The 25,874-nt window shown below is 69.7% G+C and carries 25 protein-coding genes; 16 read left to right on the plus strand and 9 right to left on the minus strand.

The genetic code is table 11. From position 1 onward, the window contains the following. Positions 1-5: 5 nt before the first annotated feature. The 3 genes from CXY79_RS14600 to CXY79_RS14610 all read right to left on the minus strand — a co-directional run bounded on the left by CXY79_RS14600 (position 6) and on the right by CXY79_RS14610 (position 2,056). A complete protein-coding gene (locus tag CXY79_RS14600; protein WP_104103036.1) occupies positions 6-233 on the minus strand; it encodes a sulfurtransferase TusA family protein in 228 nt (75 codons plus the stop codon). 35 nt (positions 234-268) lie between these two features. Next, positions 269-1,327, minus strand: coding sequence for a YeeE/YedE family protein (locus CXY79_RS14605; protein WP_104103039.1), 1,059 nt, complete (start codon positions 1,325-1,327; stop codon positions 269-271). Between the two features lie 213 nt (positions 1,328-1,540). After that, entirely contained in the window at positions 1,541-2,056 is a 516-nt protein-coding gene (locus CXY79_RS14610; RefSeq protein WP_104103042.1) for a DUF3515 family protein, read from the minus strand. A 24-nt stretch (positions 2,057-2,080) separates the two neighbouring features. Between CXY79_RS14610 and thiL the strand changes: the two genes are divergently transcribed. Further along, complete coding sequence (thiL, locus tag CXY79_RS14615; RefSeq protein WP_233191531.1) at positions 2,081-3,088, plus strand: thiamine-phosphate kinase; 1,008 nt, start codon at positions 2,081-2,083, stop codon at positions 3,086-3,088. Between the two features lie 7 nt (positions 3,089-3,095). Here the strand turns inward: thiL and rsmD are convergent, their stop codons facing one another. Further along, the gene (rsmD, locus tag CXY79_RS14620) at positions 3,096-3,674 is read right to left on the minus strand and encodes a 16S rRNA (guanine(966)-N(2))-methyltransferase RsmD (protein ID WP_104103048.1); all 579 of its coding nucleotides are present in this window, start codon (positions 3,672-3,674) and stop codon (positions 3,096-3,098) included. Positions 3,675-3,769: 95 nt separating this feature from the next. Between rsmD and CXY79_RS14625 the strand changes: the two genes are divergently transcribed. The 9 genes from CXY79_RS14625 to CXY79_RS14665 all read left to right on the plus strand — a co-directional run bounded on the left by CXY79_RS14625 (position 3,770) and on the right by CXY79_RS14665 (position 14,154). Further along, positions 3,770-5,965: an ATP-dependent DNA helicase RecG gene (locus CXY79_RS14625; RefSeq protein ID WP_104103051.1), complete on the plus strand. Its 2,196-nt coding sequence runs from the start codon at positions 3,770-3,772 to the stop codon at positions 5,963-5,965. A gap of 57 nt (positions 5,966-6,022) precedes the next feature. Beyond that, positions 6,023-6,511, plus strand: coding sequence for a pantetheine-phosphate adenylyltransferase (gene coaD, locus CXY79_RS14630; RefSeq protein WP_104103054.1), 489 nt, complete (start codon positions 6,023-6,025; stop codon positions 6,509-6,511). An 86-nt stretch (positions 6,512-6,597) separates the two neighbouring features. Beyond that, positions 6,598-7,569, plus strand: coding sequence for a MoxR family ATPase (locus CXY79_RS14635; protein ID WP_104103531.1), 972 nt, complete (start codon positions 6,598-6,600; stop codon positions 7,567-7,569). A 4-nt stretch (positions 7,570-7,573) separates the two neighbouring features. Further along, positions 7,574-9,139, plus strand: coding sequence for a DUF58 domain-containing protein (locus tag CXY79_RS14640; protein ID WP_146068154.1), 1,566 nt, complete (start codon positions 7,574-7,576; stop codon positions 9,137-9,139). Beyond that, complete coding sequence (locus CXY79_RS14645; RefSeq protein ID WP_104103059.1) at positions 9,126-11,567, plus strand: DUF3488 and transglutaminase-like domain-containing protein; 2,442 nt, start codon at positions 9,126-9,128, stop codon at positions 11,565-11,567. The genes CXY79_RS14640 and CXY79_RS14645 overlap by 14 nt, the downstream gene beginning before the upstream one ends. An 11-nt stretch (positions 11,568-11,578) precedes the next feature. After that, positions 11,579-12,151 carry a DUF177 domain-containing protein gene (locus CXY79_RS14650; RefSeq protein ID WP_104103063.1) on the plus strand — a complete coding sequence of 191 codons (573 nt, stop codon included), beginning with the start codon at positions 11,579-11,581 and terminating at the stop codon, positions 12,149-12,151. A 2-nt stretch (positions 12,152-12,153) separates the two neighbouring features. Next, positions 12,154-12,357, plus strand: coding sequence for a 50S ribosomal protein L32 (gene rpmF / locus CXY79_RS14655; RefSeq protein WP_066596228.1), 204 nt, complete (start codon positions 12,154-12,156; stop codon positions 12,355-12,357). A gap of 162 nt (positions 12,358-12,519) precedes the next feature. Further along, entirely contained in the window at positions 12,520-13,179 is a 660-nt protein-coding gene (gene rnc / locus CXY79_RS14660; RefSeq protein ID WP_233191532.1) for a ribonuclease III, read from the plus strand. A gap of 33 nt (positions 13,180-13,212) precedes the next feature. Then, positions 13,213-14,154, plus strand: coding sequence for an Fpg/Nei family DNA glycosylase (locus tag CXY79_RS14665; RefSeq protein ID WP_104103069.1), 942 nt, complete (start codon positions 13,213-13,215; stop codon positions 14,152-14,154). A gap of 339 nt (positions 14,155-14,493) precedes the next feature. Here the strand turns inward: CXY79_RS14665 and CXY79_RS14670 are convergent, their stop codons facing one another. Further along, positions 14,494-14,865 (minus strand): hypothetical protein, encoded by a 372-nt coding sequence (locus tag CXY79_RS14670; RefSeq protein WP_146068155.1) that lies wholly within the window; start codon positions 14,863-14,865, stop codon positions 14,494-14,496. Between CXY79_RS14670 and CXY79_RS14675 the strand changes: the two genes are divergently transcribed. Beyond that, positions 14,864-15,442 (plus strand): hypothetical protein, encoded by a 579-nt coding sequence (locus CXY79_RS14675; protein WP_233191533.1) that lies wholly within the window; start codon positions 14,864-14,866, stop codon positions 15,440-15,442. The two genes, CXY79_RS14670 and CXY79_RS14675, sit on opposite strands and share 2 nt — an antisense overlap. On the opposite strand, the gene CXY79_RS14680 is transcribed toward CXY79_RS14675, so the two are convergent. Further along, a complete protein-coding gene (locus CXY79_RS14680; protein ID WP_104103079.1) occupies positions 15,378-15,683 on the minus strand; it encodes a hypothetical protein in 306 nt (101 codons plus the stop codon). The two genes, CXY79_RS14675 and CXY79_RS14680, sit on opposite strands and share 65 nt — an antisense overlap. 57 nt (positions 15,684-15,740) lie before the next feature. Then, positions 15,741-16,370, minus strand: coding sequence for a GNAT family N-acetyltransferase (locus CXY79_RS14685; protein WP_104103082.1), 630 nt, complete (start codon positions 16,368-16,370; stop codon positions 15,741-15,743). Positions 16,371-16,720: 350 nt separating this feature from the next. Here CXY79_RS14685 and CXY79_RS14690 point away from each other — a divergent pair, with 350 nt between their 5' ends. After that, complete coding sequence (locus tag CXY79_RS14690) at positions 16,721-20,482, plus strand: chromosome segregation SMC family protein (RefSeq protein ID WP_104103534.1); 3,762 nt, start codon at positions 16,721-16,723, stop codon at positions 20,480-20,482. Positions 20,483-20,519: 37 nt separating this feature from the next. Here CXY79_RS14690 and CXY79_RS14695 read toward each other — a convergent pair whose 3' ends face one another. Further along, the gene (locus tag CXY79_RS14695) at positions 20,520-20,900 is read right to left on the minus strand and encodes a four-helix bundle copper-binding protein (RefSeq protein WP_134342632.1); all 381 of its coding nucleotides are present in this window, start codon (positions 20,898-20,900) and stop codon (positions 20,520-20,522) included. Positions 20,901-21,388: 488 nt separating this feature from the next. Between CXY79_RS14695 and ftsY the strand changes: the two genes are divergently transcribed. After that, positions 21,389-22,264 (plus strand): signal recognition particle-docking protein FtsY, encoded by an 876-nt coding sequence (ftsY, locus tag CXY79_RS14700; RefSeq protein WP_104103088.1) that lies wholly within the window; start codon positions 21,389-21,391, stop codon positions 22,262-22,264. Between the two features lie 7 nt (positions 22,265-22,271). Continuing rightward, positions 22,272-22,775 carry a DUF2004 domain-containing protein gene (locus CXY79_RS14705; RefSeq protein ID WP_104103091.1) on the plus strand — a complete coding sequence of 168 codons (504 nt, stop codon included), beginning with the start codon at positions 22,272-22,274 and terminating at the stop codon, positions 22,773-22,775. A 20-nt stretch (positions 22,776-22,795) separates the two neighbouring features. Here the strand turns inward: CXY79_RS14705 and CXY79_RS14710 are convergent, their stop codons facing one another. Then, complete coding sequence (locus tag CXY79_RS14710) at positions 22,796-23,116, minus strand: putative quinol monooxygenase (RefSeq protein ID WP_104103094.1); 321 nt, start codon at positions 23,114-23,116, stop codon at positions 22,796-22,798. A gap of 76 nt (positions 23,117-23,192) precedes the next feature. On the opposite strand from CXY79_RS14710, the gene ffh reads away from it, so the two are divergent. Both ffh and CXY79_RS14720 read left to right on the plus strand, forming a co-directional pair. Further along, a complete protein-coding gene (gene ffh, locus CXY79_RS14715) occupies positions 23,193-24,767 on the plus strand; it encodes a signal recognition particle protein (RefSeq protein WP_104103097.1) in 1,575 nt (524 codons plus the stop codon). Positions 24,768-24,837: 70 nt separating this feature from the next. After that, positions 24,838-25,677, plus strand: a complete 840-nt coding sequence (locus CXY79_RS14720) for an LLM class F420-dependent oxidoreductase (RefSeq protein ID WP_104103100.1) — start codon at positions 24,838-24,840, stop codon at positions 25,675-25,677. Positions 25,678-25,874 lie beyond the last annotated feature (197 nt).

Below are 25,874 nucleotides of genomic sequence, written 5' to 3' on the forward strand. Positions count from 1 at the left end.
GGCGATCAGGCCTTCTGCACCGTGATGGTCCAGTGGGCGTCCCCGACGCGATCGAAGTGGGTGACCGGGTAGCCGCTCTCCGCCGCCCAGCGTGGCAGGGCGTCCGTCGCTTGCGTGCAGTCGAAGTTGATGGTGAGCTCGTCGCCGAGGTCGAGCTTTTCGATTGCGGCTCCGGCCTCCACGAGCGGGAACGGGCAGACCTGACCGTCGGTCTCAAGTATGTACTGTGCCATGTCGGGCTTCTTTCTTCTGGTTGGCTGCGGGGTTGCTACTGGTTGGCCGGAACGCGAGCGGGGGAGACCCCTACCCGCGCGGACCCGGTGATGAAGAGGCGCGTCGCGGCGCCGGTGCCGATGATCATGAACACCAGCGCCACCCAGCCCTGGAGGCCGAAGGTGGCGGTGTCGACCATGCCGTTGCCGATGGTGCAGCCGCCGGCCAGGCTGGCTCCGACGCCCATCAGCACCCCGCCGAGGATGCTGCGGATGGTGGTGGTGACATCGGGCAGCCGCACGCGGAACTCGCCGCTGCCCTTGGCTGCGATGAACGAGCCGAGCAGGATGCCGATCACCAGGTACACTCCCCAGTCGATCAACTGGGGATCGCCGCGCACGAGGTAGTTGACGATGTTCGAGGACGGCCCGGTGATACCGAGCCCGGACTCGCGCCCGGTTGCCCAGCTGAGCGGCCAGGCGAGGATGGCGAGCGGTGCGATGATCAGGGCGGTGGTGAACGCGCCCCATTTCTTCTCGAACAGGAGATGCCGGATGCCGCTCGTGCGGGCCGGGAGCGACGCGACCGGCAGGGACGACCGCAGCCGCAGGTGGTGCCGGGCGAGCAGGCCGACGCCGGTGACGAGCACCGCGACCAGCACCCACGGTGAGATGCCGAGGACTCCGTGGATGGTGGAAGCCTCCACGGTGATACCGCGCAGCGCCGCGACCGGAGCGGACAGCGCGCCCGTCTTCGAGATGGCGGAGAAGAGGGCGTAGAAGATCAGGGCGAACCAGCTGCCCACCAGACCCTCGCCGGCGCGGTAGTAGGTGCCCGTGGCGCATCCGCCGGCCAGCACGATGGCGAACCCGAAGATGAACGCACCGATGATCGTGGCCAGCCAGGCGAAGGGCTGGGGGTCGAGGGTGATCACACCGGCAGCGTCGAGGGCGAAGACTCCCACACTCTGCACCGCGATGACGATCAGAAAGGCCGTCAGCCAGCGGGTGCTGCCCGTGAGCCACAGGTCCCGGAAAGCGCCGGTGACGCAGAACCTGCCCCGCTGCATGGTGAAGCCCAGGGCGACGCCCAGGCCGAGTCCGGTGAGAAGCATGTCGTGTCCCCGTCCATCAGAGGCCGCACGCCGTGTGACGGCGACTCCCCAGCGACGTTACGGGCCGGCCGGCGGCGCTGCTCCCAGACGTCGCGGCATAACGAAATGAGACGTAACACTTGACAACTCCGTACCCGCACTCGTCCTCGCGGCCGCAACACCCGAAAGCTGTCGACTCGGGGCAGCAGGACGGCGGGGTGGCAGGGTGGCGGGCTATGGAGCGGGCGCCACCTTCTCGCCGTCGGTCGGCAGCAGCAGGTCCGCGGCGCCGAGGCACTGGCCCGTCGCGGGGATGTTACCCACGGCCTGCGCCAGGTCTACGAGCACCGTGGACCCGCTGACCTTGTCCGAGTCGATGACCAGTTCGGTGGCCGGGTCGCGGCCGTAGGTGGTGTAACGGTAGAGCGGGGCATCCGAGTCATCTTCGATCCAGTCGATGCCGTTGACCGTGAGGCAGGGGAGCGTCGTCGGTGGGGGCACGGCAACGCCGCAGTGCAACAGGACCGCGCTCGGGGTGCCCCACGCGCCCGTGGCCTGGGCGTTCGTCTCACGTTCCGGAAGCGAGGCCACCGAGGTCGGAAGGCGAACGATGAGGTCGGCGCAGGTGGGATTGACGGCATCCGCGGCCGGTTCCAGCGGCACGACCGCCGTGCAGCCGGCGAGGAGCACGGTACCGGCGACGAGCGTGAGCGCGAGGCCGGTGTGGAGGAAACGGATGCGGGGAGTCATTGCATTCAGGCTACCGTTTGAAGCATGACGAATTCTGCGGGCGCGATGATCCCCATGAGTGCGACGCTGGCCGACCTGAGCGAAGGGGAGGTTCTCGCCCGGATCTTCCCGCGACTGCCGGGCTCCGCGGCCCAGCTCCTCGGCCCCGGCGACGACGCCGCCGTGATGCGGGCCCCGGACGGGCGCTACGTCGTCACCACGGACATGATGATCCAGGGTCCGGATTTCCGGCTCGCCTGGTCGTCCCCGCACGACCTCGGCTGGAAGGCCGCCGCGACGAACCTGTCCGACGTCGCCGCCATGGGGGCCCGTCCCACCGCACTGGTGGTGGCGATCGCCGCCCCGCCGTCGACGCCGATCTCGGTGATCGAGGGCATCGCCGACGGGGTGCGCGACTGCTGCGAGGCGCTGGCCCCCGGCTGCGGCGTCGTCGGCGGCGACCTGTCCGCGTCCGACGCCCTCACGCTCGCTGTGACAGCCTTCGGCGACCTCGAGGGACGCGAGCCCGTGCTGCGCTCCGGGGCGCGGCCAGGCGACGTCGTGGTCCTGGCCGGGCGCCTCGGTGAGGCCGCCCGAGGCCTGGACCTGCTCTTCCGCCTCGCCGTGGACGAAAACGGTGTTCCGGATGCTGCGCTGGCGGACGCACTGCGGGCGCAGCATCCTGAGGCGGTCGCCGCGCAGCTCGCACCGGTGCCGCCCATCGACCGAGGTCCGGCCGCCGCCGGCGCCGGCGCGACCGCGATGCTGGACGTGTCCGACGGACTCGCCATCGACGCCGGGCGCCTCGCCCGGGCCAGCGGCGTGGGCATCGACTTCGCCCGGTCGGCCCTCGGCGAGAATGTCGAGCGTTCCCTCGGCGGCGGCGAGGACCACGGCCTGCTGGCCACTTTCCCGCCGGGCGCCGTGCTGCCGGCCGGCTTCCGCGCCGTCGGCGTGGTGACGGATGCCGCAGGCTCGGTCCTGGTGGATGGCCGCCCCCACGACCAGGCCGGTTGGGACCCCTACCGCGGCTGGGACGGCGCCGTCGCCTGAGAGCGCCTCAGGCCGCCGGCAGCACGGGGGAGGTGTACCAGACGGTCGTGTCGCCGTAGTCCTTGCGCCGGTCGGATGCGAGGCCCGCTCCCCAGACCGGTTCGGGGGAGCGCGAACTGCGCTCCACGATGACGAGTGCGCCCGGGTCGAGCAGCGGCGCCAGGGCGGCAAGGTTGTGGCCGAGCTCGGTCTCGGCCAGGTCGTAGGGCGGGTCGATGAAGACCAGGTCGAACCCCTCGCCGGTGGCCGCGAGGAACGACTGCACGGCCTGGCTGCTCACCTTGATCCTCGGGGCGCCCCGCCCCGGTGCCGCCCGCAGCACGGCCTCGGTGTTCTTGCGGCACATCTGCGCGGCGCCGAAGTTGTTCTCGACCAGGGTCACGATGCGCGCTCCCCGGCTGGCCGCCTCCAGGCCGAGCCCGCCCGACCCGGCGTACAGATCGAGAACCCGAGCGCCACGGATGATGTCGCGCGCGTCGAGGGCGGAGAAGATCGCCTCCCGAACACGGTCGCTGGTGGGGCGGGTGCCGGTCTTGGGCACCGCCAGGGGCAGGGAACCGGCAAACCCGGCGACGATTCGCGTCATAACCAGTCGAGTTTATCGCCCGTCGGCGGCCGCGGTCGCGGTGCACTCGCGCCGACGCGGTGCCGCATGTCGCACGTGCCGCCTACGATCGAGACATGACCGATTCGGAGGCTGGGGAGACTCTCGCCCCAGTGACCCTCGACAGCAAGCTGGCCACCGTGGTCGGCGGCAAAACGGCCGTCGCCCTGGGCAAGGCCTTCGGTTCGCACACCGTGGGCGATCTGCTCAGCCACTACCCGCGCCGCTACGCCCGCCGCGGCGAGCTCTCGTCGATCAGCCTGCTGCCGCTCGACGAGAACGTGACCATTGTGGCGGAGATCCGCTCGGTCGAGGAACGCCCGATGAAAGCCCGCAAGGGGTCGATCGTCGAGGTGAAGATCTCCGACGGCCGCGGCATCCTCAGTCTCACCTGGTTCAACCAGTCCTGGCGGGCCAGGCAGCTCCAACCCGGCATGCGCGGAATGTTCGCGGGCAAGGTCACTGACTACCGGGGCCACCTGCAGCTCACGCATCCGACCTACAAGCTATTCGGCCCCGGCGCCGACGACGAACCCGAGATGCCCACGGATGCCGCGGCCGCCAAACTCTGGATCGAGCAGCCCGTCGCGATCTACCCGGCCACCAACACCGTGGCCAGCTGGCAGGTCGCGCAGTCCATCGCGATCCTGCTGGACAGCGTGGGCCCGGTGCCCGACCCGATCCCGCCGGGGCTGCGCGCCGAGCGCGGGCTGCTGCCGCAGGGCCGGGCCTTCGAGCTGATCCACCGCCCGGAAACCGATGCGGACTGGCGCCGTGCGAGGGACACCCTGCGGTTCACCGAGGCCTTCGTGCTGCAGAGCGCCCTGGTGCAGCAGCGGCTCACCGCTCGGCAGCAGCACTCCACCCCGCGCGTGGCGTCGTCCGGCGGCCTGCTCGAGCGCTTCGACGCCGGCCTGCCCTTCAGCCTCACCGCGGACCAGCAGGGCGTGGCCACGGAGATCTCCGCCGACCTTATCGAGACCCACCCGATGAACCGGCTGCTGCAGGGTGAGGTCGGATCCGGCAAGACCGTCGTGGCCCTGCGGGCCATGCTCACCGTCGCCGACACGGGCGGCCAATCGGCTTTCCTCGCTCCCACCGAGGTTCTGGCGGCCCAGCACCTGCGCACGATCGTGCGGTCGCTCGGCCCCGAGCTGGCGGGCACGCTGATGCCCACCCTGCTCACCGGGCAGCTGCCGGTGGCAGAGCGCCGCAAGGCGCTGCTCCGAGTGGTGTCCGGACAGGCCAAGATCGTGATCGGCACGCATGCGCTGCTCGGCGACAAGGTCACGTTCTTCGACCTCGGACTGGTCGTCGTCGACGAGCAGCACCGGTTCGGCGTGGACCAGCGCGAGGCGCTGCGGTTGAAGGGGGCCGTGCCGCCGCACGTGCTGGTGCTCACCGCCACCCCGATCCCGCGCACCGTGGCCATGACCGTGTTCGGCGACCTCGACGTGAGCACGATCGCGGAGCTGCCGGAGGGGCGGCAGGGCATCGAGACGTTCGTCGTGCCTGTGTTCGAGAAGCCCGGCTGGGTCACCCGGGTGTGGACCCGGCTGGCGGAGGAGCTCGCCCAGGGCCGCCAGGGTTTCGTGGTGTGCCCGGCCATCGCCCCGAAACAGCTCGAGGAGGGCGCGGAGGTCGATCCCGAGGCTGCAGCGCCGGCATCCGTCGAAATGGTGCTCGCCGAACTGCGTCGTAACCCGGCCCTGGCCTCTGCCCGCATCGAACCGCTGCACGGGCGCATGACCAGCGAAGAGAAAGACGTGGCCATGCGCGCGTTCGCGGCCGGTGAGATCGACGTGCTCGTGGCGACGACCGTCATCGAGGTCGGCGTCGACGTGCCCAACGCCTCCGCCATGGTGGTGCTGGACGCCGACCGGTTCGGCGTCTCGCAACTGCACCAGCTGCGCGGCCGGGTGGGCCGCGGCGGCGTGCCGGGGCTCTGTCTCCTGGTCACGAGCGCGGAGGCCGAAACCATCGCGCGCGAGCGAGTCGAGGCTGTCGCTGCCACCCTCGACGGGTTCGAGTTGGCCCAGGTCGACCTGGAGCTGCGCCGGGAGGGCGATGTGCTCGGCAGCAACCAGTCCGGGGGCCGCTCTTCGCTGCGCCTGCTGAGGGTGGCGACCGACGGCGACCTGATCGGGGAGGCCAGAGGCCATGCGCAGCGCCTGAGCGAGCACGACCCGCACCTCGAATCGGTCCCGGCGTTGCGGGAGGCGGTGCGGCGGCGCCTCGACGACGCGGAGCGGGCCTCGCTCACCAAGTCCTGACAGCAGGATTGGAGCGCGCTCAGGCACCGTTCACGCACTGGGGCTAGGGTGATCGCTATGCGCAGGATCGCCGTCGTCCCCGGTTCATTCGACCCCGTCACGCGGGGTCATCTCGACGTGATTGAACGGGCGTCCGGTCTCTTCGACGAACTGCACGTGCTCGTCGTGCACAACCCCGGCAAGACGGCTCTGTTGCCGATCAGCCAGCGGGTTTCCCTGCTGCAGCGGTCCATCCTGGACGCCGGGCTGCCGGGCAACATCGTGGTGGCCTCCTGGGGCATGGGGCTGCTCGTCGAATACTGCACGGAGGTCGGCGCAAGCGTGCTGATCAAGGGCATCCGCTCACAGGTGGACGTGGCCTACGAGACCCCGATGGCGATCGTGAACCGCAACCTCGCCGCCGTGGAAACGATCTTCCTGCTGCCGGACCCGGCCAACGCCCACGTGTCCAGTTCCCTGGTGCGCCAGGTCGCCGCGCTCGGCGGCGATATCACCCCGTATGTGCCGCCGGCCGTGGCGGCGTTCCTGCAGAAGACACGCGTGTGAATACGTCGCCCCTGCGCTCGGTTTCCGTTCCGGCGCTCGCCGGGAACGTGGGCGGCCCTGTCGCCGACACGGACGACGAGACCCTGATGGACCTTCCGGCCGTCGAGGCTGCGGCGCGTGCGATCATCCGCAATGTGGAAACCGTCATCGACGGCAAGCACACGGCCGTCACGACGGCTCTCACGGTGCTGCTGGCCCAGGGGCACCTTCTGATCGAGGACGTTCCCGGCGTCGGCAAGACCATGCTGGCCAAGGCGCTGGCCAAGTCCGTGCACTGCACGGTCAGCCGCGTCCAGTTCACCCCCGACCTGCTGCCCTCCGACGTGACGGGCGTGTCGGTGTTCAACCAGGTGGACCGCCGATTCGAGTTCAAGCCTGGCGCCATCTTCGCGAACATCGTGATCGGGGACGAGATCAACCGGGCGAGCCCGAAGACCCAGTCCGCGCTGCTGGAATGCATGGAGGAACGCCAGGTCACCGTCGACGGCTCCACCTACCTGCTGCCGCTGCCCTTCACGGTCGTGGCCACCCAGAACCCGATCGAGATGGAGGGCACCTATGCGCTTCCCGAAGCCCAGCGGGACCGGTTCATGGCACGCATCTCGATGGGGTACCCCGACACCGAGTCCGAGCTGATGATGCTGGATGCCCGAGACACGTCGAGCCCGCTGGCCGGCATCGAGGCGGTCGTCTCCGGCGCCCAGCTGCGCGGAATGATGACGGCCGTACAGCGGGTGTTCGCCTCTCCCGCGGTGAAGGAGTACACGGTCAGCCTGGTGCGGGCCACCCGCGACGACCGCGACCTGCGCCTGGGCGCCAGCCCCCGTGCCACACTGCAGCTGATCCGGGCGGCCAAGGCCCAGGCGGCGCTGCACGGCCGGGACTATGTGCTGCCCGACGACATCGACTCTCTCGCCGTCGCCGTGCTCGGGCACCGCCTCGTGGCGAGCAGCCGGGTGCTCGGCCACCATCAGGACAGCGGCCCGGTGGTCGACGACATCGTTCGCCGGATCGTGGCGGCCACCCCCGTTCCCGTCGGTGCCACCGGGCATCCCTGACGCCATGCCGGCGAAGCAGCGGCGCGTCCGGTTTCCCCGGGTCACCCTTCGAGGCGGGATGTTCCTCGCCGCGGGAGCCGGCCTTCTGCTGCTCGCCCTGCTGACGGACCAGCGCGACCTTCTGTTCATCGCCGGTGTGCTCCTGGCCATCCCCGTCGCCGCCCTCGGGTACGTCTCGATCCATCCGGCGCGCCTGCGCGTCACCCGGATGCTGCGCCCACCGGTCGTGCCGGCCGGCGGCGAGGTCGTCGTGGGGCTCGGGGTGCGGAACCTTTCCCCCCGGCCCCTGGCGGGCCTGCATCTGCGGGACACCGTGCGGGGGCGGGATGCCGGCGACGCCGGACTGACCGTGCCGGCCGGAACGCCGCTGCCGGCCCTCAACCGCTACGAGGGCGGCCCGGACACCGGTGCAGACAGCGTGAGGTTCGAGTACCGGTTCAGCTTGCCCCGGCGGGGTCTCTACGCAACGGGCCCGGTGCTGATCGGGCGTTCGGATCCGTTCGGCCTTGCCTCGGGCGAGTGGGCCGTGGGGGAGCCGCACGACCTGGCGGTGACGCCCCGGGTGACCGCCCTGGCCGGCCGGGGCCTCACCGGCACCCTGAACGACGGCGACGTTCCGGAGCGGCTCCGGCACCTGAACCACAACGCAGACCCCTTGATCGCGCGCGAGTACCGGCCGGGCGACCCGCTGCGCCGCGTGAACTGGCCGGCCACGGCCCGCCTGGGCGCGATCATGGTGCGGCAGGAGGAAGAGCAGAGCAACCCCGGAGCCCGACTCGTGCTTGACACCGCGCTGCGCGGACGCCGCGGCCGCCCGACCGTCGTCGGTGCCGACACTGGTGCCGGTGCCGACAGCGGCACCGATCTCGGCGGGCCGCGCCTCGAGCAGGCGTTCGAGGTGGCCGTCGAGCTCGCGGCATCCGTGGGGGTGCACCTGCTGGCGGCCGGCTACCGGCTCGACCTCGTTGCGCTGGGACCGAGCCTGTCCGGACCGAGCCTGTCCAGTACCAGTTCGGGCTCGTCCGGCAGAGTGGCGAGCCCGGGTCAGGCGAACGCCACCCCGGGGCGACCCGGCGGCCGCGGCGGCCTGCGCGGCGACCCTCCCACCGTCTTCCTGCCGCCGGGCGGAGTCGCGCTGCTGCTCGAAGGGCTGGCCGGGGTCAAGCCGGCGGACCCGCCCGACCCGGCGGAGACCGCCGAGGACGAAGCAGAACAGACGTACACGTTCGGCGGCCCCGCAGTGAAGCCCGGACCCCCGGCATCCGTCGAACCCGGTACGCCCGAGCCCGGGACCGCCGCGAAACTCAGCACGCTCGTGGTGCCCGGCGGGCTGCTGCCGACCTTCGCGGTGCTCGTCGCCGTCGACGACCGGGATCTGGCCGAGCTCGCCGACCTCGTGTCCCAGAGCCGCCCCGCGGTGGCCTTCGTGCTGCCCACGGTGCGAACGGATGCCGTGCGCCGGCTGCGCGAGGCCGGCTGGCGCTGCATCCCCGTGCACCAGACCCCGGACATCCCCCGTGCCTGGGAGGACTTTATCGGCGCGAGAAGGCCCCTGAATGACGCCGTCTGACCGGGTCGCTCCCGACCAGGCCGCTCCCGACCAGGGCACTCGCACCGCCTGGCGCGACCCCTCCGCCCGCGCGGCCCGACTCAAGCGGGCGGAGTGGCCCCTCGCGTTCGCACTCCTATTGCTGTTGGTCGTGGCCGACGCCGGCCTCGGGCCGCTGCTCGAGGGCACGGGCTGGTGGTGGCTGATGACGTTCACGGCCGCCGGCGTCCTGCTCGGTTCCGCCGGGTTCCGCCGCGTCGGCCTGCCCGTCTTCCTCGGGCCGCTCGCTGGATTAGGGGTTCTTGTGGCGGTCCTGACGCTGCTCTTCGGAGCCGGAAGCGGCTGGCTCTGGCTGATCCCGACCGGGGAGACGATCGACCGGTTCCGCGATCTGGCGCTCTCCGGGGTGGTCTCCATCGAGCAGCAATCGACGCCGGCCGAGGCGACCGCCGGCATCCTGTTCCTGCTCAGCGCCGGCGCCGGCGTGATCGCGATCCTGATCGACACGCTCGCGGTCATCCTGCGCGTGCCCGCGCTCGCCGGACTGCCCGTGCTGGTGCCGCTGCTCGTGCCGGGGCTTGCCCTCGGCCACGAGGCCAACCTGGAGGCCCTCGTGCTCACGGCCGCCGCCTACCTCCTGCTCCTCCATGTCGAGATCCGGATGCGCCGAGCCGGCAGCCTGCCCGGCCCGCCGGTCGTAGCGGGGCCCGGCACGGTCGCGCCCGGGCGGCGCCACGTGCCCGGCTCTTCTAAGGGAGCGGTCGTCGTGGGCAGCGTCGCGATAGTGGCGGCAATCGTGGTCAGCGTCGCCACGCCCGTCTTGCCTGGGGGCAGCCTCACGCGCGCGCGCCCGGGCAGCAGCCTGCTGTTCGCCAACGGTGTCAGCCCCATGATCAACCTCGGTCAGGACCTGCGCCGGCCGGACGCCGAACCGGTGCTGCACTTCCGCACCACGGCGACTCGGCCGCCCTACCTTCGGCTGCTGACACTCGATGAATTCTCGGGCCGCAACTGGACCGCCGGGGAGGCGCCCAGGAGCCGCGCGAACGCCGTCGACGACATCGACCTGCCGCCAGGGTTCTCACCCGATATCAAGACGAGCGAGACGATCACGACCATCGGCATCGACAACCTGGCCGCCCGGTGGCTGCCTACCCCTGCGCCACCCCGCTCGGTGACCGGCCTGCTCGGCGCCTGGTACTGGAACGAGGCGACCGGGTCCATCACGAGCCCCGGCGACACGACCCGCGGCCAGGAGTACACCGTCACCGCGCTTACGTTGGAGCCGACGGCGGAGCAGTTGCGGGAAGCCGAGGGTGCGTATCCGGCGGAGATCCGGCGCAGCCTGAGGCTGCCAGCCGAGACTCCGGCCCTGATCGGCGACACCGCGCGTGAGGTCACCGCCGGCACCACGAGCGCGTACGAGGCCGCGCGGGCCCTGCAGGACTACCTGCGCGGCAGCGACTTCGCTTACGACACTGAGGCTCCCGTCGAGGCCGGCTATGACGGTGGCGGCATTGACGTCGTCAGCACCTTCCTCGAGGTGAAGACCGGGTACTGCGTGCACTTCTCCTCGGCGATGGCGGCTATGGCCCGCTCGATCGGCATCCCGTCCCGGATCGCGATCGGCTACCAGCCCGGGTCGCTGTCCGCGTCGGGTTCCGTCGCCGGGGTCGGCCGGTACAGCGTCGACACCCACGACCTTCACGCGTGGACGGAGGTCTACTTCGAGGGCGTCGGCTGGGTGCCCTTCGAGCCCACGCCCGGCCGCGGCGCCGTGCCTGCGTACACGCAGGACGATGCCGTCACCGTGCCGCTGACTGATTCCGGCCAGGCCGGCCCGTCGGACGCGCCGCGCCCCGAGGACCTCGGCGGCCAGAACGCCGCTGACGCCCAGGCCGACGCTTCTTCGCCCGCGGACTCGCGCGGCGGCATCATCCGTCTCGGCCTGCTCGTCCTCGGGACGTTCGCGCTGCTCCTTCTGCCGGCCCTCATCCGGGTGACCCGGCGGATGCTGCGGCGCCGGGGCCTCCTGTCGGGGCAGAGCGGGGCCGTGGAGGCGTGGCGTGAGGTCAGCGACACGGCGGTGGACCATGGCGTCTTCGTGCGGGAGACCGAGACGCCGCGCGAGCTCGCCGCGCGGCTCCGGGTTCTCATCGGCTCGGTGGGCGGTACCGAGAGCGTTACGGAGGGCGCCGGTCCGGGCGGGGGAGCCGCGGCCGAGGCCCTCGACCGGCTCCTCGTGGGAGCGGAGCGCAGCCACTACGGGCGACCGGGTGACGACGCGCAGTCCGCGCGGGCGGCGGAACGCGTGGCCGACCTCGACGTGGTGCTCCGCGGCATCCATTCGGTGTCGGGCCGGCGCCTGCGGGTGCGGGCGACGCTGCTGCCGGCATCGCTCTGGCGCCCCGGCGAGCGACGAATCGGACGCCCAGCCGTGAACGCGTAGAATCTTCCCTCGTGAGTAGATTCAAGAAGACCCCGTACAAGGTCGATGTGCGCGACCTGATCAACCGCCCGGGCACCATGCAGGAACGACACCTCGAAATCGTCGTGCCGGGAGACCTCGGCGAGAGCCTGGTCGCCGTGAAGGCCGGCTCTACCGTGATCGCGAACCTGCGCCTCGAAACCCTGCACGAGGGCATCCTCGTGTCGGCCCAGGTGTCCGGAATCGCCGCCGGAGAGTGCGGCAGATGCCTCATCGACGTCGAATTGCCGGTCCAAGTCGAGTTTCACGAGCTTTTCGCGTACTCTCTAGACGAAGCTTATGAAAGTGAAGTTCAAGATGACCACGTGGATCTTGAACCTCTGATCAGGGATGCGGTGGTGTTGTCACTGCCGTTCCAGCCGGTTTGCCGGCCGGATTGCCCAGGTCTCGACCCCGAGACCGGTGAACGGCTTGCCGAGGCCCCTGAGTTCCTACCCGAAGAAAAGCGCGATCCCCGGTGGGCCGCGCTCATGGAATTCCAAGCTTCCGAAAGCAGCGGCACGGATGAAGACATCCAGGCTGAAACGGATAGAGAAGAGAAGTAGTCATGGCAGTCCCGAAGCGCAAGCAATCACGCTCCAACACCCGTTCACGTCGTTCCTGCTGGAAGGCCGAAGCGCCCACCCTGGTCAAGACCATGGAAAACGGCAAAGTTGTCTACAGCCTGCCGCACCGCGCCAAGGTCGTCACCGACGCAGCCGGCACGGCGCTGTTCATGGAATACAAGGGCCGCAAGGTCGCCGACGTTTAGTCTCGTCGTGCTCGAACGCCTGATGCCGCGCCGACGGATGCCGGGAGTCCCGATTCAGGGTCCCGTTCCGTTGAGTCGCGGCATCAGTGTTTTCGGTCGGCATCTGCCCGGCGCGCACTCGCTGAGCCGGCACTCGTGAACGTCGATCCCGAGGTTTCGTCCTTGCTGGCGACTCTCGGCGTGCAGATCGACCCGGCCTTGCTTGAGCTCTCTCTCACCCACCGCTCGTACGCGTACGAGCACGGCGGCATACCCAATAATGAGCGCCTCGAATTTCTCGGCGACTCGATTCTGGGGCAGGCCGTGACGGTCATGCTCTATCGGGAGTACACGCAGCTCGACGAGGGTGACCTTGCCAAGCGCCGGGCCAGCCTGGTGTCGAGCGTTGCCCTAGCGGGCATCGCGCGCGGCATCGGCTTGGGTGCGTACGTGCGCCTCGGCCGCGGCGAGATCCTCACCAATGGGCGTGACAAGTCGTCGATCCTTGCCGACACCGTCGAGGCGCTCATCGGAGCGGTCTACCTCGACTCCGGCGGAGAGACGGCGACGGCGCTCGTGCTGCGCCTGATCGAGCCGCTCCTCCGTGACCCAGGGCACTTCGGAGTATCCATGGACCCCAAGACGAGCCTGCAGGAAGCCGCGGCTCGCCTGGGCACCGGGGTTCCCGTGTATTCCATCGCGGAAAGCGGACCCGATCACTCCAAGATCTTCATCGCCACCGTCACCGTGGGTGAGGTCAGTGCGGTCGGCGAGGGCACGAGCAAGAAGCACGCCGAGATGGCCGCCGCACTCGACGCCTGGACGCGCCTCAGCGCTCCCTGAGCTGCTGTCAGGCCGTGACGCTGAAAGGCTCGCATGCCCGAACTTCCTGAAGTGGAGGTCGTTCGCGCCGGCCTGGCGCCGGCCGTAACCGGCGCCGTGATCGTCGGCGTCGAGGTCTTCGAGCCACGATCCCTGCGTCGCCATGACTCCGCGAGCGGGCATTTTGCCGACCTGTTGCAGAGCCGGGGCGTACTCGCCGCCGTCCGCCGGGGTAAGTTCCTCTGGCTGCCGCTGGATTCCGGGCGCGCCCTTGTCGTGCACCTCGGAATGAGTGGTCAGGTGCTGCTGCGCAGCCCCGGATCGGACACGGACCGGCACCTGCGCATCCGTTTGCAGATCGAGCACCCGGAACACGGCGAGCTGTGGGTCAACTTCGTCGACCAGCGCATCTTCGGCAGTATGGCCGTGGACTCGATGCAGCCCACCCGCGACGGGCTGACGGCCGGGTACTCCGGGCTCGCAGGCGGCGCGACCGGGGCGGACGGACTAGCCGGTTCGGGCCTGGGCTGGTCGGGGCTGATCCCGTCGCAGGTGGCGCACATCGCGCGCGACCCGCTGGATCCGGGCTTCTCGGCGCCGCTCTTCCTGGCTGCCCTGGCCCGCAAGAAGACCGGGATCAAGCGCGCCCTGCTCGACCAGACCCTGATCAGCGGCATCGGGAACATCTACGCCGACGAGGCCCTTTTTGAGGCCCGGGTGCACTACGAGCAGCCGGCAGACTCCCTGTCGCCCGCGAAGGGGCGGGCGCTGCTCAGCGCGGTCCGCAGCATCCTGAACCGGGCCCTGGCCGAGGGCGGCACCAGTTTCGATGCGCAATACGTGAACGTGAATGGTCAGTCCGGATATTTTTCGCACCGCCTCAACACGTACGGCCGGCAGGGTCTACCGTGCCCCCGCTGCGGCACACTGCTCGTGCGGCAGCAGTTCATGAACCGCAGTTCACACCTCTGCCCGCGATGCCAACGGCTGCGCTGAGGCTCGCTGCCCGCGAGAAGCCTGACTGTTGAACAAAAATACGAAACTCTTTTGAATATCAAGTGAATAACTCTCAACTTCAATCACCATCTTTGCTAACCGCGGACCATGACAACCGCCGCAGATGACCTCAGAGCGGCAACGGATGCCGTCGCCCGCCTGGACTCCTCCTGCGCCGACTAGGAGCACCTCGCCGACGCCGAGGTGCTGGCCGGTCAGAAGCAGATCGCGGCCGCCCGCCGCCTCCTCGACACGTGATCCGCGTGGATGGCGGCGACCATCGCCCGGCGGTCCCGGCCCGAACTCGGCCATTCAGGTCTGGCCCCGCAGCAGGGATTCCTATCGCCCGAGGCGCTGATCCAAAAGGTGACGGGCTCGACTAAGACCGACGCGTTCAAACTGGTCTCGGTCGGCACGATGATGGCCGGTGCCGAGGCGGCGCAGGCGCGCGTCGAGGCGGCCGTGGAGTCGCCGGACGCTGATGCCGCCGAGGTCGCGGAGTTCGTTGCGAAGGTGCCCTGGCAAGCGCCGATCGCCCGCGCGGTCACTAGGGGCGCTCTCTCCGTCGACGCGGCCGAGTCGATCCGTTTTGGTCTCGGCCAGATCGCCGCGACGGTCACCGCCGACAAGCTCACCGAAACCCTGACCCCTGCTTCTCGTCGAGGCGTCGACGCTGAACACGGACCAGGTCTTCAGACTGGCGCGGCGCATGCGCGACCGCCTCGACGAGGCCGGCATTGCCGCCTGGGAGAAGCAGGCCCACGACGACCGGTTCCTGAAGGTCTACCGGCTCGGCAACGGCAAGGTGCGTCTGAATGGCCTCTTCGCGACCGAAGACGGCGAGTTCGTGCTCTCCGTCTTCGACTCGATCACCAGCCCTCGCCGCGGCGGGGTGCGCTTCGTCGACAAGGCGAAAGCCGCGTGGGCCACACGCATGCAGGACGACCCCCGCACCACGGACCAGATCGCCGCCGATGCCCTCGTGCAGCTGCTGACGATCGCCGGCGAGGCCGATCAGGGCCGGGTGTTCGGCGGTCGCCGCCCTTCGCCTCAGCTACGTGTGCCGGCTTTGCCCTCTTTGCTGGCTTTGCGGTCTTTTGTTCTTTGGCTTTGGCTTTGGCTTTGGGCTTTTGGTTGTCGGGTCTCGGGATCTGGGTCTTTGGCTCTGGGACTCAGGGTTCGGAAATTCAGGGCTCGGCAGGCTCGAGGGCCGGAGAGCCGGGTTAGAGGGCGTCGCGGCGCCAGGCTCCCTCGTAACCAAGCGGCACGAAGCCGATGGCCTCGTTGACCGTGAGCATGTGCCGGCTCTCCTCAGCGTTATAGGTCATCACCGACGGATGCCCGGGGCGCTCCGCCGCGAGCAGCTCGAGGTTCGCCGTCTTCAGCAGCATCCCCAACCGGCGGCCGCGGTGCTCGCGCAGCACCAGAGTGTCCTCCTGGCTGACCGCGCGGCGGGACTCCGCCGGCACCTCCAGCTCGGTGAATCCCACGAGGTGGCCGCTCGGGCCATGCAGCACCGCCGAGGTCAACGCCGTGCGCCTGCCGGCGGCAGCCTTCTACTCCTCCTGCATGACGCGCTCGGGCGTCTAGAGCTGCTCCGGTTCGGCAAGGCCGGCGCTCGGGGCATCCGTGCTCATGCGCGTGTAGAGCACCGCCAGATCGGGTAACCATTCCGGCGGGGTGCGATCGACCCACTGCAGCACTGCATAGTCCGGACCCGCGTGCGCGGCGGCGGCGTCGCGCAGTCGACTTAGCTGCGTGGGATCCACCGGCAGGGTATGCCCGCTGGCGCGCACGACCTGCTCGAGGAGGTAGCCGCGGCCCTGAAGGAACCGAACCTCGGGGTTGCCGAGCGGAACCGAACCGAACCCGGTGGGGGAGTGAAGGCGCTCACCCGGCGCTGTCGGTGATGGTGCGTAGACGATCTGAACGCTGCGGTCCTCGGAGTGCGCGATCGCCTCGAGCCGGGCAGTGAGGGCTGAGCCGATGCCTCGCCGTCGGTACTCGGGAAGCACTTCCACGGCCAACCACGCGTGCTCGGCGGAACCGTCCGGAAGGGTCTCGTAGTGACCGCGCCCGACAAGGCGTCCCTTGGACCGGGCCACGAAGAGGCGCTTGGGCTCCCACGCCTGCTTGAGCCAGTCCGGCAGGAGCTCTTCGGCGGTCAGCTCCAGGTCGGTGGTGCCATACGCCTCCGCCTCGACCGTGTTGCGCACCCCGTTTGCCGCCTCGAAATCGGCCCAGCCGGGAGCCTGCGGCGCGGGGGGGGATGGCGAGTTCGTCGATCTCGAAGGTGAAGGTCCCCATGATCGGCCAGCGTAGCGCCGCCCCTGCCGCCCGGGTTCGGCCCCAGCTCCGAATCAATTCGACGGAGATTTTGCTCAAACCCGGCCCGATACATCCGTTTCCGCTCCAAATCGGCAAAATCTCCGTTGAATTCGTCAGGGACCGCGCCTACCGCCAGGGACCGCGCCTACCGGGCGGTGGCGGCTGTGTCCGGTACCGTTACTGGGGGCGGCGCGCCGGGCAGCCGCGACCCGAGTCAGCGGCGAAAGGGGGCGAAACCGTGTATCTGAAAAGCCTCACGCTCAAAGGCTTCAAATCCTTCGCCCACCCCACCACGTTCGCCTTCGAACCCGGCGTCACCTGCGTGGTCGGGCCCAACGGCTCGGGCAAGTCCAACGTCGTCGACGCACTCGCCTGGGTGATGGGCGAGCAGGGCGCGAAGACCCTTCGCGGCGGCAAGATGGAAGACGTCATTTTCGCCGGCACGTCCACCAAGGGCCCGCTCGGCCGGGCGGCCGTGACGCTGACCATCGACAACACGGATGGCGCGCTACCGATCGACTACACCGAGGTCACCATCTCCCGCACCCTCTTTCGCAACGGTGCGAGTGAGTATGCGATCAACGGGCGCACCTGCCGCCTGCTCGACGTGCAGGAGTTGCTCAGCGACTCCGGCCTCGGCCGGGAGATGCACGTGATCGTGGGGCAGGGGCAGCTCGACGCCGTGCTGCGCGCCAGCCCCGAGGAGCGCCGCGGGTTCATCGAGGAGGCCGCCGGCATTCTCAAGCACCGTCGGCGCAAGGAGAAGACCCTCCGCAAGCTCGACGGCATGCAGGCCAACCTCACCCGGCTCAGCGACCTTGCCGGGGAGATCCGTCGGCAGCTCAAACCGCTCGGGCGCCAGGCCGACATCGCCCGCGAGGCGCAGATCATCGCCGCCGTCGCCCGCGACGCCCGGGCCCGGCTCCTCGCCGACGACGTGGTCACGCTGCGTATCGCGCTCGACGCGCACGGCCGCACCGAGAGCGAGCGGCACGCCGAACGACTCGTGTTGACCGAACAGCTCGAGACCCGGCAGCGGCGCCTGCGCCGACTCGAGCAAGAGCAGATCGGCGACGCCGTCGACCGGGCCCGGCGCACGAACTTCGGCCTGGAATCCGTGCAGGAGCGCCTGCGCGGCCTCTACACCCTCGCCAACCAGCGGCTGGCCCTGCTCGGCTCGCAGGCCGAGTCCGTGGACGCCGGCCCCAGCGTGACCACGGCGATGCTGACGGATGCCGCCGCCGAGATCGACGCGCTGCGTAGCCGCATCGACGTGGCCGACTCCACCTGGGCTGCCGCCCGCGCGGCCACCGAGGAGGCCCGGGGCCGGCTCGACGCGCTCGACGAACAGATCGCCGCCCAGGCCGTGCTGGTCTCCCGGCACGACCTCCACCTCTCCCAGCTGACCGGGCAGGCCGAGACCGCCGCGGGCCGCCTGGCCTCCGTGCGCGGCGAAGTGCTGCGGCAGCAGAACGCCCTCAATGCCGCCCGTGGCCGGGTCGACACGGCTGAGGCACACCTCGCCGGACTCGCCGCGGACGCCGCGGCGCTCGACGCGGCCGCCGTCGACGCCGGCGAGATCCACCCGGCCGAGGCTGCCGCCGCGGCCCGGTCTGCCGTCGCCCAGGCGGAGGTCGAGGTCGAACGCCTGCGCGACGAATTGCACCTCGGCGAACGCGAACGGGACGCCCTCGCCGCCCGCGCGGGGGCACTGTCCCTCGCTCTGGACCATAAGGACGGCTCGGCGGCCCTGCTCGCTGCGGCCCCGGCGGGCATCCGTGGTCTGGTGGCCGAGCATGTGCGCGTGCGGCCCGGCTACGAGGCCGCCATCGCCGCCGCCCTCGGCTCCCTCGCCGACGCCGTGCTCGCCGACACCTGGAGCGCGGCCGTCGACGCCATCGTGCGCGCCCGCGCCGACGATCTCGGCCGGGTCGAACTTATCGTGGCCGGCACGATCGACGAAGACGCCAGGGCCGACGCCCCGCCCGCAGACGCGACCGGCGATGCGACGGCCGGCACGATCGACGCCGACGCGCCCGGTGACGGCACGGCGGATACCGGCATGTCAGGTATTGGCACGTCGGGTACCGGCACGACGGATGTCCTCGCACCCGACACCCGGCCAGACCTCACCGTGCAGCCCGGGCTGCTCTGGGCCGAATCGGTGATCGACGCGCCACCCGGGGTGCTCGGCCTGCTCCGGCGTACGGTGATCGCCGACGACCTCGACGCCGCCCGAGCCGTCGTAGACCGATTCGGACCCCGATCCGAGGAAGTGGAGACCGTTGGCGTGGAGACCGTTGGCGTGGCGACCGCCGGGCGCGCAGCCCTCCCTATCACCGTCATCACCCGGGCCGGAGACGTATTCAGCGACACCGTGCTGTGCGGTGGTTCCGGGGCCCGGCGCAGCCGCCTCGAGCTCATCGCCGACCGCGATGCGGCCGCCGACTCGCTCGCTGCGGTGCGCATCCGGCTCGAGCAGGTCGTCGCCGACCTCGCCGAGGCCCGCGTCGTGCTGTCCGCCCGCAAGACCCAGGCCCAGGCGGCCACCGCCCGGGTGCGGGCGTTCGAGTCCCGCACGACCGTGCAGGCCGAGAAGACCAACCGGGCCACCGTGCAGCTCGAGGCGGCCACCGCCGAACTGAGTCGGCTCTCCGCCGCCCTCCTACTGCAGGCCGAGGCCGTCGCCGCCCTCGAGGCCGCGAGCGAGATGGCCCGCACCGCGCGCGACGAACAGCGCGCCCGGCCGCGCCCGGTGCCGGATACCGGACCTCGCGACGCGCTCGTCGCCGCCCTCGAGGCCGCGCGCGAAGCCGAGGTCGAGGCCCGGCTCCAGGCCGAGACCGCCCGCGAACGCGTGCGCGCCGGGCAGGCGCGGGCCGACGCGCTAGCGAAACAGCAGACTGCCGCGCGGGCGGCGGCCGAGGAGGCAGCCCGGCGTGCGGTCATCCGTCGCCGTCAGGTGGATGCCGCCAGCCGGGTGGCCGAGGCGCTCCCGCTGGTTCTCGCCTCGGTCGACGCCTCCGCCAGCGAAGCCAGGCTGCGCCTGGCCACCGCCGAGGCGGAGCGCAGCAGCCAGAACGAGGAAATCGCGGCGCTGCGCCGGGAGGACAGCGCTCTGCGCGCCCGGTTGCAGGCCGTCACCGAGACCGTGCACGGCCTGGAACTGGCCATCTACGAGAAGAAGCTGCACCTGTCCGGGCTGCTCGAGCGCGCCGTCAGCGACCTCGGTCTGACCGAAGACGTGCTCGTGGCCGAGTACGGGCCCGACCAGCCGATCCCGGGCGCCGTCCAGAACAGCTCAGACCCGACCATCGAACCCGTCCGCTTCGACCGGGACGACCAACAGCGCCGCCTGACCGTCGCCGAGCGCCGCTATGCCCAGCTCGGCCGAGTGAACCCGCTGGCCCTCGAGGAGTTTGCCGCGCTCGAGCAGCGGCACCGCTTCCTCACTGAGCAGCTCACCGACCTCTCCAACACGCGCCGTGACCTGCTCACCATCATCGAGGAGATCGACGAGAAGATGGGTGCCATCTTCGGCAGCGCCTTCGACGACACCCAGGCGGCGTTCGCCGAGGTGTTCCCGGTGCTGTTCCCGGGCGGGAGCGGCAGCATCCGTCTCACCGATCCCGACAGCCTGCTCACGACCGGCATCGAGGTCTCGGTCAAGCCCGCCGGCAAGAAGATCGAGCGGCTCTCGCTGCTGTCGGGCGGAGAGCGCTCGCTCGCCGCCGTGGCCCTGCTGATCGCCATCTTCAAGGCCCGCCCGAGTCCGTTCTACATCATGGACGAGGTCGAGGCTGCCCTCGACGACGCCAACCTCGGCCGGCTGCTGACTATCTTCGAGGACCTGCGCGCCACCAGTCAGCTCATCGTGATCACCCACCAGAAACGCACGATGGAGATCGCGGATGCCCTTTACGGCGTCTCGATGCGCCTCGATGGGGTCTCGGCCGTGGTCGGGCAGCGCATCGCGAAGGATGACGAGCAGGCATCCTGACACGTCGCCGCTGTTCGCCGCTGTCGAGTGAGGAACGCTAGCGCAGCACGGCCAGGAGTCGCGCGCAGGCCTCGTCGACCCGGCGGCAGGCCATGCTGCAGGTGTGCCAGCCCGGATGCAGCCGGGCCATGTTCTCGCAGGCCGCGATCGATGCCCGGGCGGCCTCGCGGCAGGTTTCCAGCAGCGCGATGGTCATCAGCCCGTCCTTGCGCGCATGCCAGGACAGCAGCCGGCTCGTCGACGAACACACCTCGATGCAGTCCAGGTCGGCGAAGAAGCAGCGGGTGATGTCGCCGTTGCCCTTGATGCGGAGGCAGGCGTGCGCGCAGTCCTCGCTTACCGTCACGAGAGCGTCGCACGCCGCGATGCACCGGTTGATCCCGGTGCGCACACTCTCGGGCCCTGTGCTGACTGCCATGCCGACACCCTAGACCGGGTCCGGGCGGCTGTCGGGGGGCTTGCACATTCCTGCTCGTTTTCGGGTGGTCGTTCCAGGACCGAAAGTCCCTCAGAACAACACCCTCACACCGGGCTGAGGGTCTCCGGCGTGTCCGGGCGCTGCACATCGACGAATCCGAGGGCAACGATCGGCTCCGGCCGCGCGGCCGCCAGCGTACGCATCAGGCTGCCGACCGCCGCCGGGCCGTGCGGGAAGGACGTGCCGTGATGTGGACCATGCCGACACAAGAGGATGAGGTCTGGGCCGTCACCCCGTCATTCTGCCGGGTCGGGTCGCTCGTGTGACGGCACGAATCGCACGAACGAGCGTTATCGGGGCGGTGCCGCTCCCGGTCCGCACCATCGGTTCGGAGGTCCACCGCTCGGTACGCGCCGGCTGCGCCGCTTCGCGCGAGGCACACCTGGGGCGCAGCGGCGCAGATACCGCGCGAGCCATAGGCTGTAGGTATGGCAGAACGCACCCCCTGGTCTCTCTCCGGCGCACTGCGCGGCATGTTCGCGAAGAAGCTCATCGACGCCGAAACCTGGGAAGACCTCGAAGACGCGCTCATCCAGGCCGACTTCGGTCCCAGCATCACGGAGGCGGTCGTGGCCGACCTGCGGGCCAAGGTCGCCAGGTACAACACGACCGACCCGACCGACCTGCAACGGATGCTGCGCGAAGGCCTCGAGGAACGGCTCTCCAAGCTCGACTCCACCCTCAACCTCAGCGCGCGGCCTGCCGTCGTGCTCGTCGTCGGCGTCAACGGCGTCGGCAAGACCACCACGATCGGCAAATTCGCGAAGTTCCTGCGCACCTACAACCGCAGCGTGCTGATCGGGGCGGCAGACACGTTCCGTGCGGCCGCCGTGGAACAGCTGGCAACCTGGGCCGAACGGGCGGGCGCCGACATCGTGCGGCCGCAGGCCCACGGCCAGGACCCGGCATCCGTCGCCTTCCAGACCGTCGAGCGGGCCATGAAAGACGGCACGGAGATCGTGATCATCGACACCGCCGGGCGGCTGCAGACCAAGGGCGGCCTGATGGACGAGCTCACCAAGATCCGCAAGGTGATCGAGAAGCAGACCCCGATCGCCGAGGTGCTCCTCGTGCTCGACGCGACGACCGGCCAGAACGGACTGGCCCAGGCCGAGGCCTTCATCCAGCATGCCGGCGTGACCGGGCTCGTGCTCACCAAACTGGACGGATCCGCCAAGGGCGGCTTCGTGCTCGCCGTGCAGGAGAAGACCGGCATCCCCATCAAGCTCGTGGGCCAGGGCGAGGGCATCAACGACCTCACCGGTTTCACGCCGCACGTTTTCGCACAAAAACTCGTCGGATAGGACAGTCATGACCATCGAACACGATTTCTTCGGAATTCTCGGCAGTGACGATGCTGGCGAGGTCTACTGGTCGGATTCGGCCGAACTGGGCGACCAGGACGTGCAGATCGACCTCAGCTCCCCCGACGAGGAGTCCGTCTCGGCCGAAGCGCTCGACATTGCGGCGGCCATGGTCAACGACATCGAGGGACTCGATTCGCAGGCCCGCGAATCGCTCGTGGCCGACCTCAGCAAGGAGGGCTCGGTGACGGGCGCATACATCACGACCGAACTCGACGAAATGGATCCCGAGGTTCTCGACGACGCCCTGATCTGGGATTCGGGCGACAAACAAATCGATTTTCTGCGCTCCATCCAGCTGCAGCGGATCGGTTTCCACCCGCACCACTTCCGTAGCGAGGAGCACTTCGCGGTGCTCGAGTACTCGATCAGCCCCGATGACACCGACGCCCTGCTCGTGGTCACGATCGACGTGCACGGCGACCCCGTGCGGATCGCCGTCGAGCAGTAGCGCAGCAGTCCGGTCGGACGTCAGTGCCCCTCCTGGATGGTGCCCTTGGCCGGGTCGCCGAACGGCACGTTCTGCAGCACCTTGACGTCCGTGGGGGCGGCCAGTGCGTCATCGGTGAGCGCACCAAGTTCGGTGATTCCCGCGCCGGTCGCGTGCACCGCGAGGTCGGCGACGCTGGCCCAGCGCTCGACCATGACCACCAGGTCACCGTCGGTGTGCGCGGCATACAGTTCGCAGCCGGTCTCGGCGTGCACCGTGGGGGAGACCACGGCGAACGCGTCCAGGAGCTCCTGGCTGCGACCGGGCTGCGGGGTGAGTACGGCGACGACGACAACGGACATGGTGACTCCTGGCTTCGGATGCGGTTTGCGCACCCGAACAAACGTAGGCTCCGCGACCGGTTAAACTAAACGCATTATGGCTACTTTTGGAAACCTCTCAGATCGCCTGGCCGAGACGTTCAAGAATCTCCGCACCAAGGGCAAGCTCAGCGCGGCGGATGTCGACGGCACCGTGCGCGAGATCCGGCGCGCACTGCTCGACGCCGACGTCGCCCTCGAGGTGGTCAAGGACTTCACCGGCAAGGTGCGCGAGCGTGCCCTCGGCGACGAGGTCAGCAAGGCGCTGAACCCGGCCCAGCAGGTCGTCAAGATCGTCAACGAGGAGCTCGTCGAGATCCTCGGCGGTCAGCAGCGCCGACTCGAATTCGCCAAGAAGCCGCCGACCATCATCATGCTCGCCGGCCTCCAGGGTGCCGGTAAGACCACCCTCGCCGGCAAGCTCGCGAAGTGGCTCGCGAAAGACGGCCACACCCCGATTTTGGTCGCGGCCGACCTGCAGCGCCCGAACGCGGTCACCCAGCTCGAGGTCGTCGGCGCCCAGGCGGGCGTGCCCGTCTACGCGCCCGAGCCCGGCAACGGCGTCGGCAACCCGGTCAAGGTCGCCCGCGACGGCGTCAAGTACGCGCAGCAGAAGATGCACGACGTGGTCATCGTCGACACCGCCGGACGCCTCGGCGTCGACGCGGAGATGATGAAGCAGGCCGCGGACATCCGCACGGCCATCGACCCCGACGAAGTGCTCTTCGTGATCGACGCCATGATCGGCCAGGACGCGGTGGCCACCGCCAAGGCGTTCCAGGACGGCGTCGACTTCACCGGCGTGGTGCTCTCCAAGCTCGACGGCGACGCGCGCGGCGGTGCGGCCCTGTCCGTGGCCTCGATCACCGGCCGTCCGATCATGTTCGCGTCGACCGGTGAGAGCCTCGACGACTTCGAGCCGTTCCACCCCGACCGCATGGCCAGCCGCATCCTCGACCTCGGTGACATCCTCACCCTGATCGAGCAGGCGCAGGGTGCCTTCGACGAAGACGAAGCACGCAAGATGGCGGAGAAGTTCTCCACAGACAGTTTCACCCTCGACGACTTCCTCGGGCAGATGCAGCAGCTGCGCAACATGGGTTCGATCAAGAAGATGATGAGCATGCTCCCCGGCGCCGGCGCCATGAAGCAGCAGCTCGAGAACTTCGACGAACGCGAGATCGTGCGCACCGAGGCCATCATCCAGTCGATGACCAAGGCCGAGCGCACCACCCCGAAGCTGTTGAACGGATCCCGTCGGCTGCGCATCGCCCGCGGCGCCGGATCGACCGTGACCGAGGTCAACCAGCTCGTGTCCCGGTTCGAGCAGGCCGCCAAGATGATGAAGACGGTCGCCAAGGGCGGCATGCCCAACATCCCCGGCATGGGCCCGGTCCCCGGCGGCATGGGCGGCGGCGGCCGTGGCAAGCCGCAGCCCAAGAAGAAGGGCTCGAAGTCGGGCAACCCGGCCAAGCGCGCGGCGGAGAACCTGGCGATCGCGTCCGGTGAGAAGCCCGCTGGCGCGGGCCCCGGTGCGGGCGGCGGCACGGGCTTCGGCCTCGGCGGCGCCAGGAAGGCGGGCGGTCCCACCGAAGACGAGATGGCCGCCCTGCAGAAGATGCTCGGTCGGTGACACTGCGCCGCAAACGCTGAGCCGCTGACTGCGCTGCGGATGCCCCCGGCCGCCGGTTTAGGATGAGCGCATGACCTCCTCCACGCCTTCCTCCACGCCTTCCCCCAGGGCCGACCGAGTGCGTATCGGTGTGCAAATCGCCCCGCAGCACGCCCTCTATCCGAAGATCCGAGTGACCGTGGCGGAGGTCGAGGCCCTGGGCACGGACATCGCGTTCGACTGGGACCATTTCTTTCCGCTCTCCGGCGAGAAGAACGGCCTCCACTTCGAGTCTTGGACGCTCCTCGCGGCCTGGGCGGAGCAGACCTCCACCATCGAGCTGGGCGCGCTGGTCAACTGCAACGGCTACCGCAACCCCGACCTGCAGGCCGACATGGCGCGCACCATCGACCACATCAGCGGCGGCCGGTTCATCTTCGGCACCGGCTCCGGCTGGTTCGAGCGCGACTACGACGAGTATGGCTTCGAGTTCGGCACCGCGGGCACCCGCCTGGACGCCCTCGAAGCCGACCTCCCGCGGATCGAGGCGCGCTGGGCGAAGCTGAACCCGCCGCCCCTGCGCGACATCCCGGTGCTGATCGGCGGCGGGGGCGAGAAGAAGACCCTCCGGATCGTGGCGAGACATGCGGACATCTGGCATTCGTTTTCCACTCCCGCGGTGCTCGAGCACAAGCTCGGCGTGCTCTCGAAGTGGTGTGACACGGTGGGCCGGGACCTCTCCGAGATCGAGATCTCCACCGAGCTGCGGGCCCGCACCGTGACCGAGGCCGACGAGCTCTACGACCTAGGCGCCCGCCTGTTCACCCTTGGGCTGTCCGGCCCGCACTACGACCTGGCCTCGCTCACTGACTGGCTCGCCTGGCGTGATACAAAAAACGCGCTTGAGACGGGCTGCACCCGAGATGCGTGAGTCCTAATCGAGTGGTGGTATCGCTCCCGGAAGGTCAGTCCTGCCCGCACCACGTGGACGCTGATCATCACAGGCGGAACGCCGGCTTCGGTGGTGAACCAATTCGACGGAGATTTTGGTGTGAAACGGGTTTTTCGGTGTGTGACGGGCCGATTCCGCCAAAATCGCCGTCGAATTCGTTGGGGACGGAGTTGCTG

Origin of the sequence: Cryobacterium sp. M96, from assembly GCF_002929845.1 — a bacterium.
In the GTDB taxonomy this organism is placed as follows: Bacteria; Actinomycetota; Actinomycetes; order Actinomycetales; family Microbacteriaceae; genus Cryobacterium; species Cryobacterium sandaracinum.

Bases quoted from the DNA above. Each gene is read 5' to 3' on its own strand.
- thiL (WP_233191531.1), top strand. From the start codon at position 2,081: ATGACGAATTCTGCGGGCGCGATGATCCCCATGAGTGCGACGCTGGCC.
- coaD (WP_104103054.1), top strand. From the start codon at position 6,023: ATGCGCAGGATCGCCGTCGTCCCCGGTTCATTCGACCCCGTCACGCGG.
- CXY79_RS14720 (WP_104103100.1), top strand. From the start codon at position 24,838: ATGACCTCCTCCACGCCTTCCTCCACGCCTTCCCCCAGGGCCGACCGA.
- CXY79_RS14610 (WP_104103042.1), bottom strand. From the start codon at position 2,056: ATGACTCCCCGCATCCGTTTCCTCCACACCGGCCTCGCGCTCACGCTC.
- ffh (WP_104103097.1), top strand. From the start codon at position 23,193: ATGGCTACTTTTGGAAACCTCTCAGATCGCCTGGCCGAGACGTTCAAG.
- CXY79_RS14695 (WP_134342632.1), bottom strand. From the start codon at position 20,900: ATGGCAGTCAGCACAGGGCCCGAGAGTGTGCGCACCGGGATCAACCGG.
- CXY79_RS14605 (WP_104103039.1), bottom strand. From the start codon at position 1,327: ATGCTTCTCACCGGACTCGGCCTGGGCGTCGCCCTGGGCTTCACCATG.
- CXY79_RS14600 (WP_104103036.1), bottom strand. From the start codon at position 233: ATGGCACAGTACATACTTGAGACCGACGGTCAGGTCTGCCCGTTCCCG.
- CXY79_RS14705 (WP_104103091.1), top strand. From the start codon at position 22,272: ATGACCATCGAACACGATTTCTTCGGAATTCTCGGCAGTGACGATGCT.
- rsmD (WP_104103048.1), bottom strand. From the start codon at position 3,674: ATGACGCGAATCGTCGCCGGGTTTGCCGGTTCCCTGCCCCTGGCGGTG.
- rpmF (WP_066596228.1), top strand. From the start codon at position 12,154: ATGGCAGTCCCGAAGCGCAAGCAATCACGCTCCAACACCCGTTCACGT.
- CXY79_RS14635 (WP_104103531.1), top strand. From the start codon at position 6,598: ATGGACCTTCCGGCCGTCGAGGCTGCGGCGCGTGCGATCATCCGCAAT.
- CXY79_RS14645 (WP_104103059.1), top strand. From the start codon at position 9,126: ATGACGCCGTCTGACCGGGTCGCTCCCGACCAGGCCGCTCCCGACCAG.
- CXY79_RS14675 (WP_233191533.1), top strand. From the start codon at position 14,864: ATGCGCGACCGCCTCGACGAGGCCGGCATTGCCGCCTGGGAGAAGCAG.
- CXY79_RS14710 (WP_104103094.1), bottom strand. From the start codon at position 23,116: ATGTCCGTTGTCGTCGTCGCCGTACTCACCCCGCAGCCCGGTCGCAGC.
- CXY79_RS14670 (WP_146068155.1), bottom strand. From the start codon at position 14,865: ATGCGCCGCGCCAGTCTGAAGACCTGGTCCGTGTTCAGCGTCGACGCC.
- CXY79_RS14640 (WP_146068154.1), top strand. From the start codon at position 7,574: ATGCCGGCGAAGCAGCGGCGCGTCCGGTTTCCCCGGGTCACCCTTCGA.
- CXY79_RS14665 (WP_104103069.1), top strand. From the start codon at position 13,213: ATGCCCGAACTTCCTGAAGTGGAGGTCGTTCGCGCCGGCCTGGCGCCG.
- CXY79_RS14625 (WP_104103051.1), top strand. From the start codon at position 3,770: ATGACCGATTCGGAGGCTGGGGAGACTCTCGCCCCAGTGACCCTCGAC.
- ftsY (WP_104103088.1), top strand. From the start codon at position 21,389: ATGGCAGAACGCACCCCCTGGTCTCTCTCCGGCGCACTGCGCGGCATG.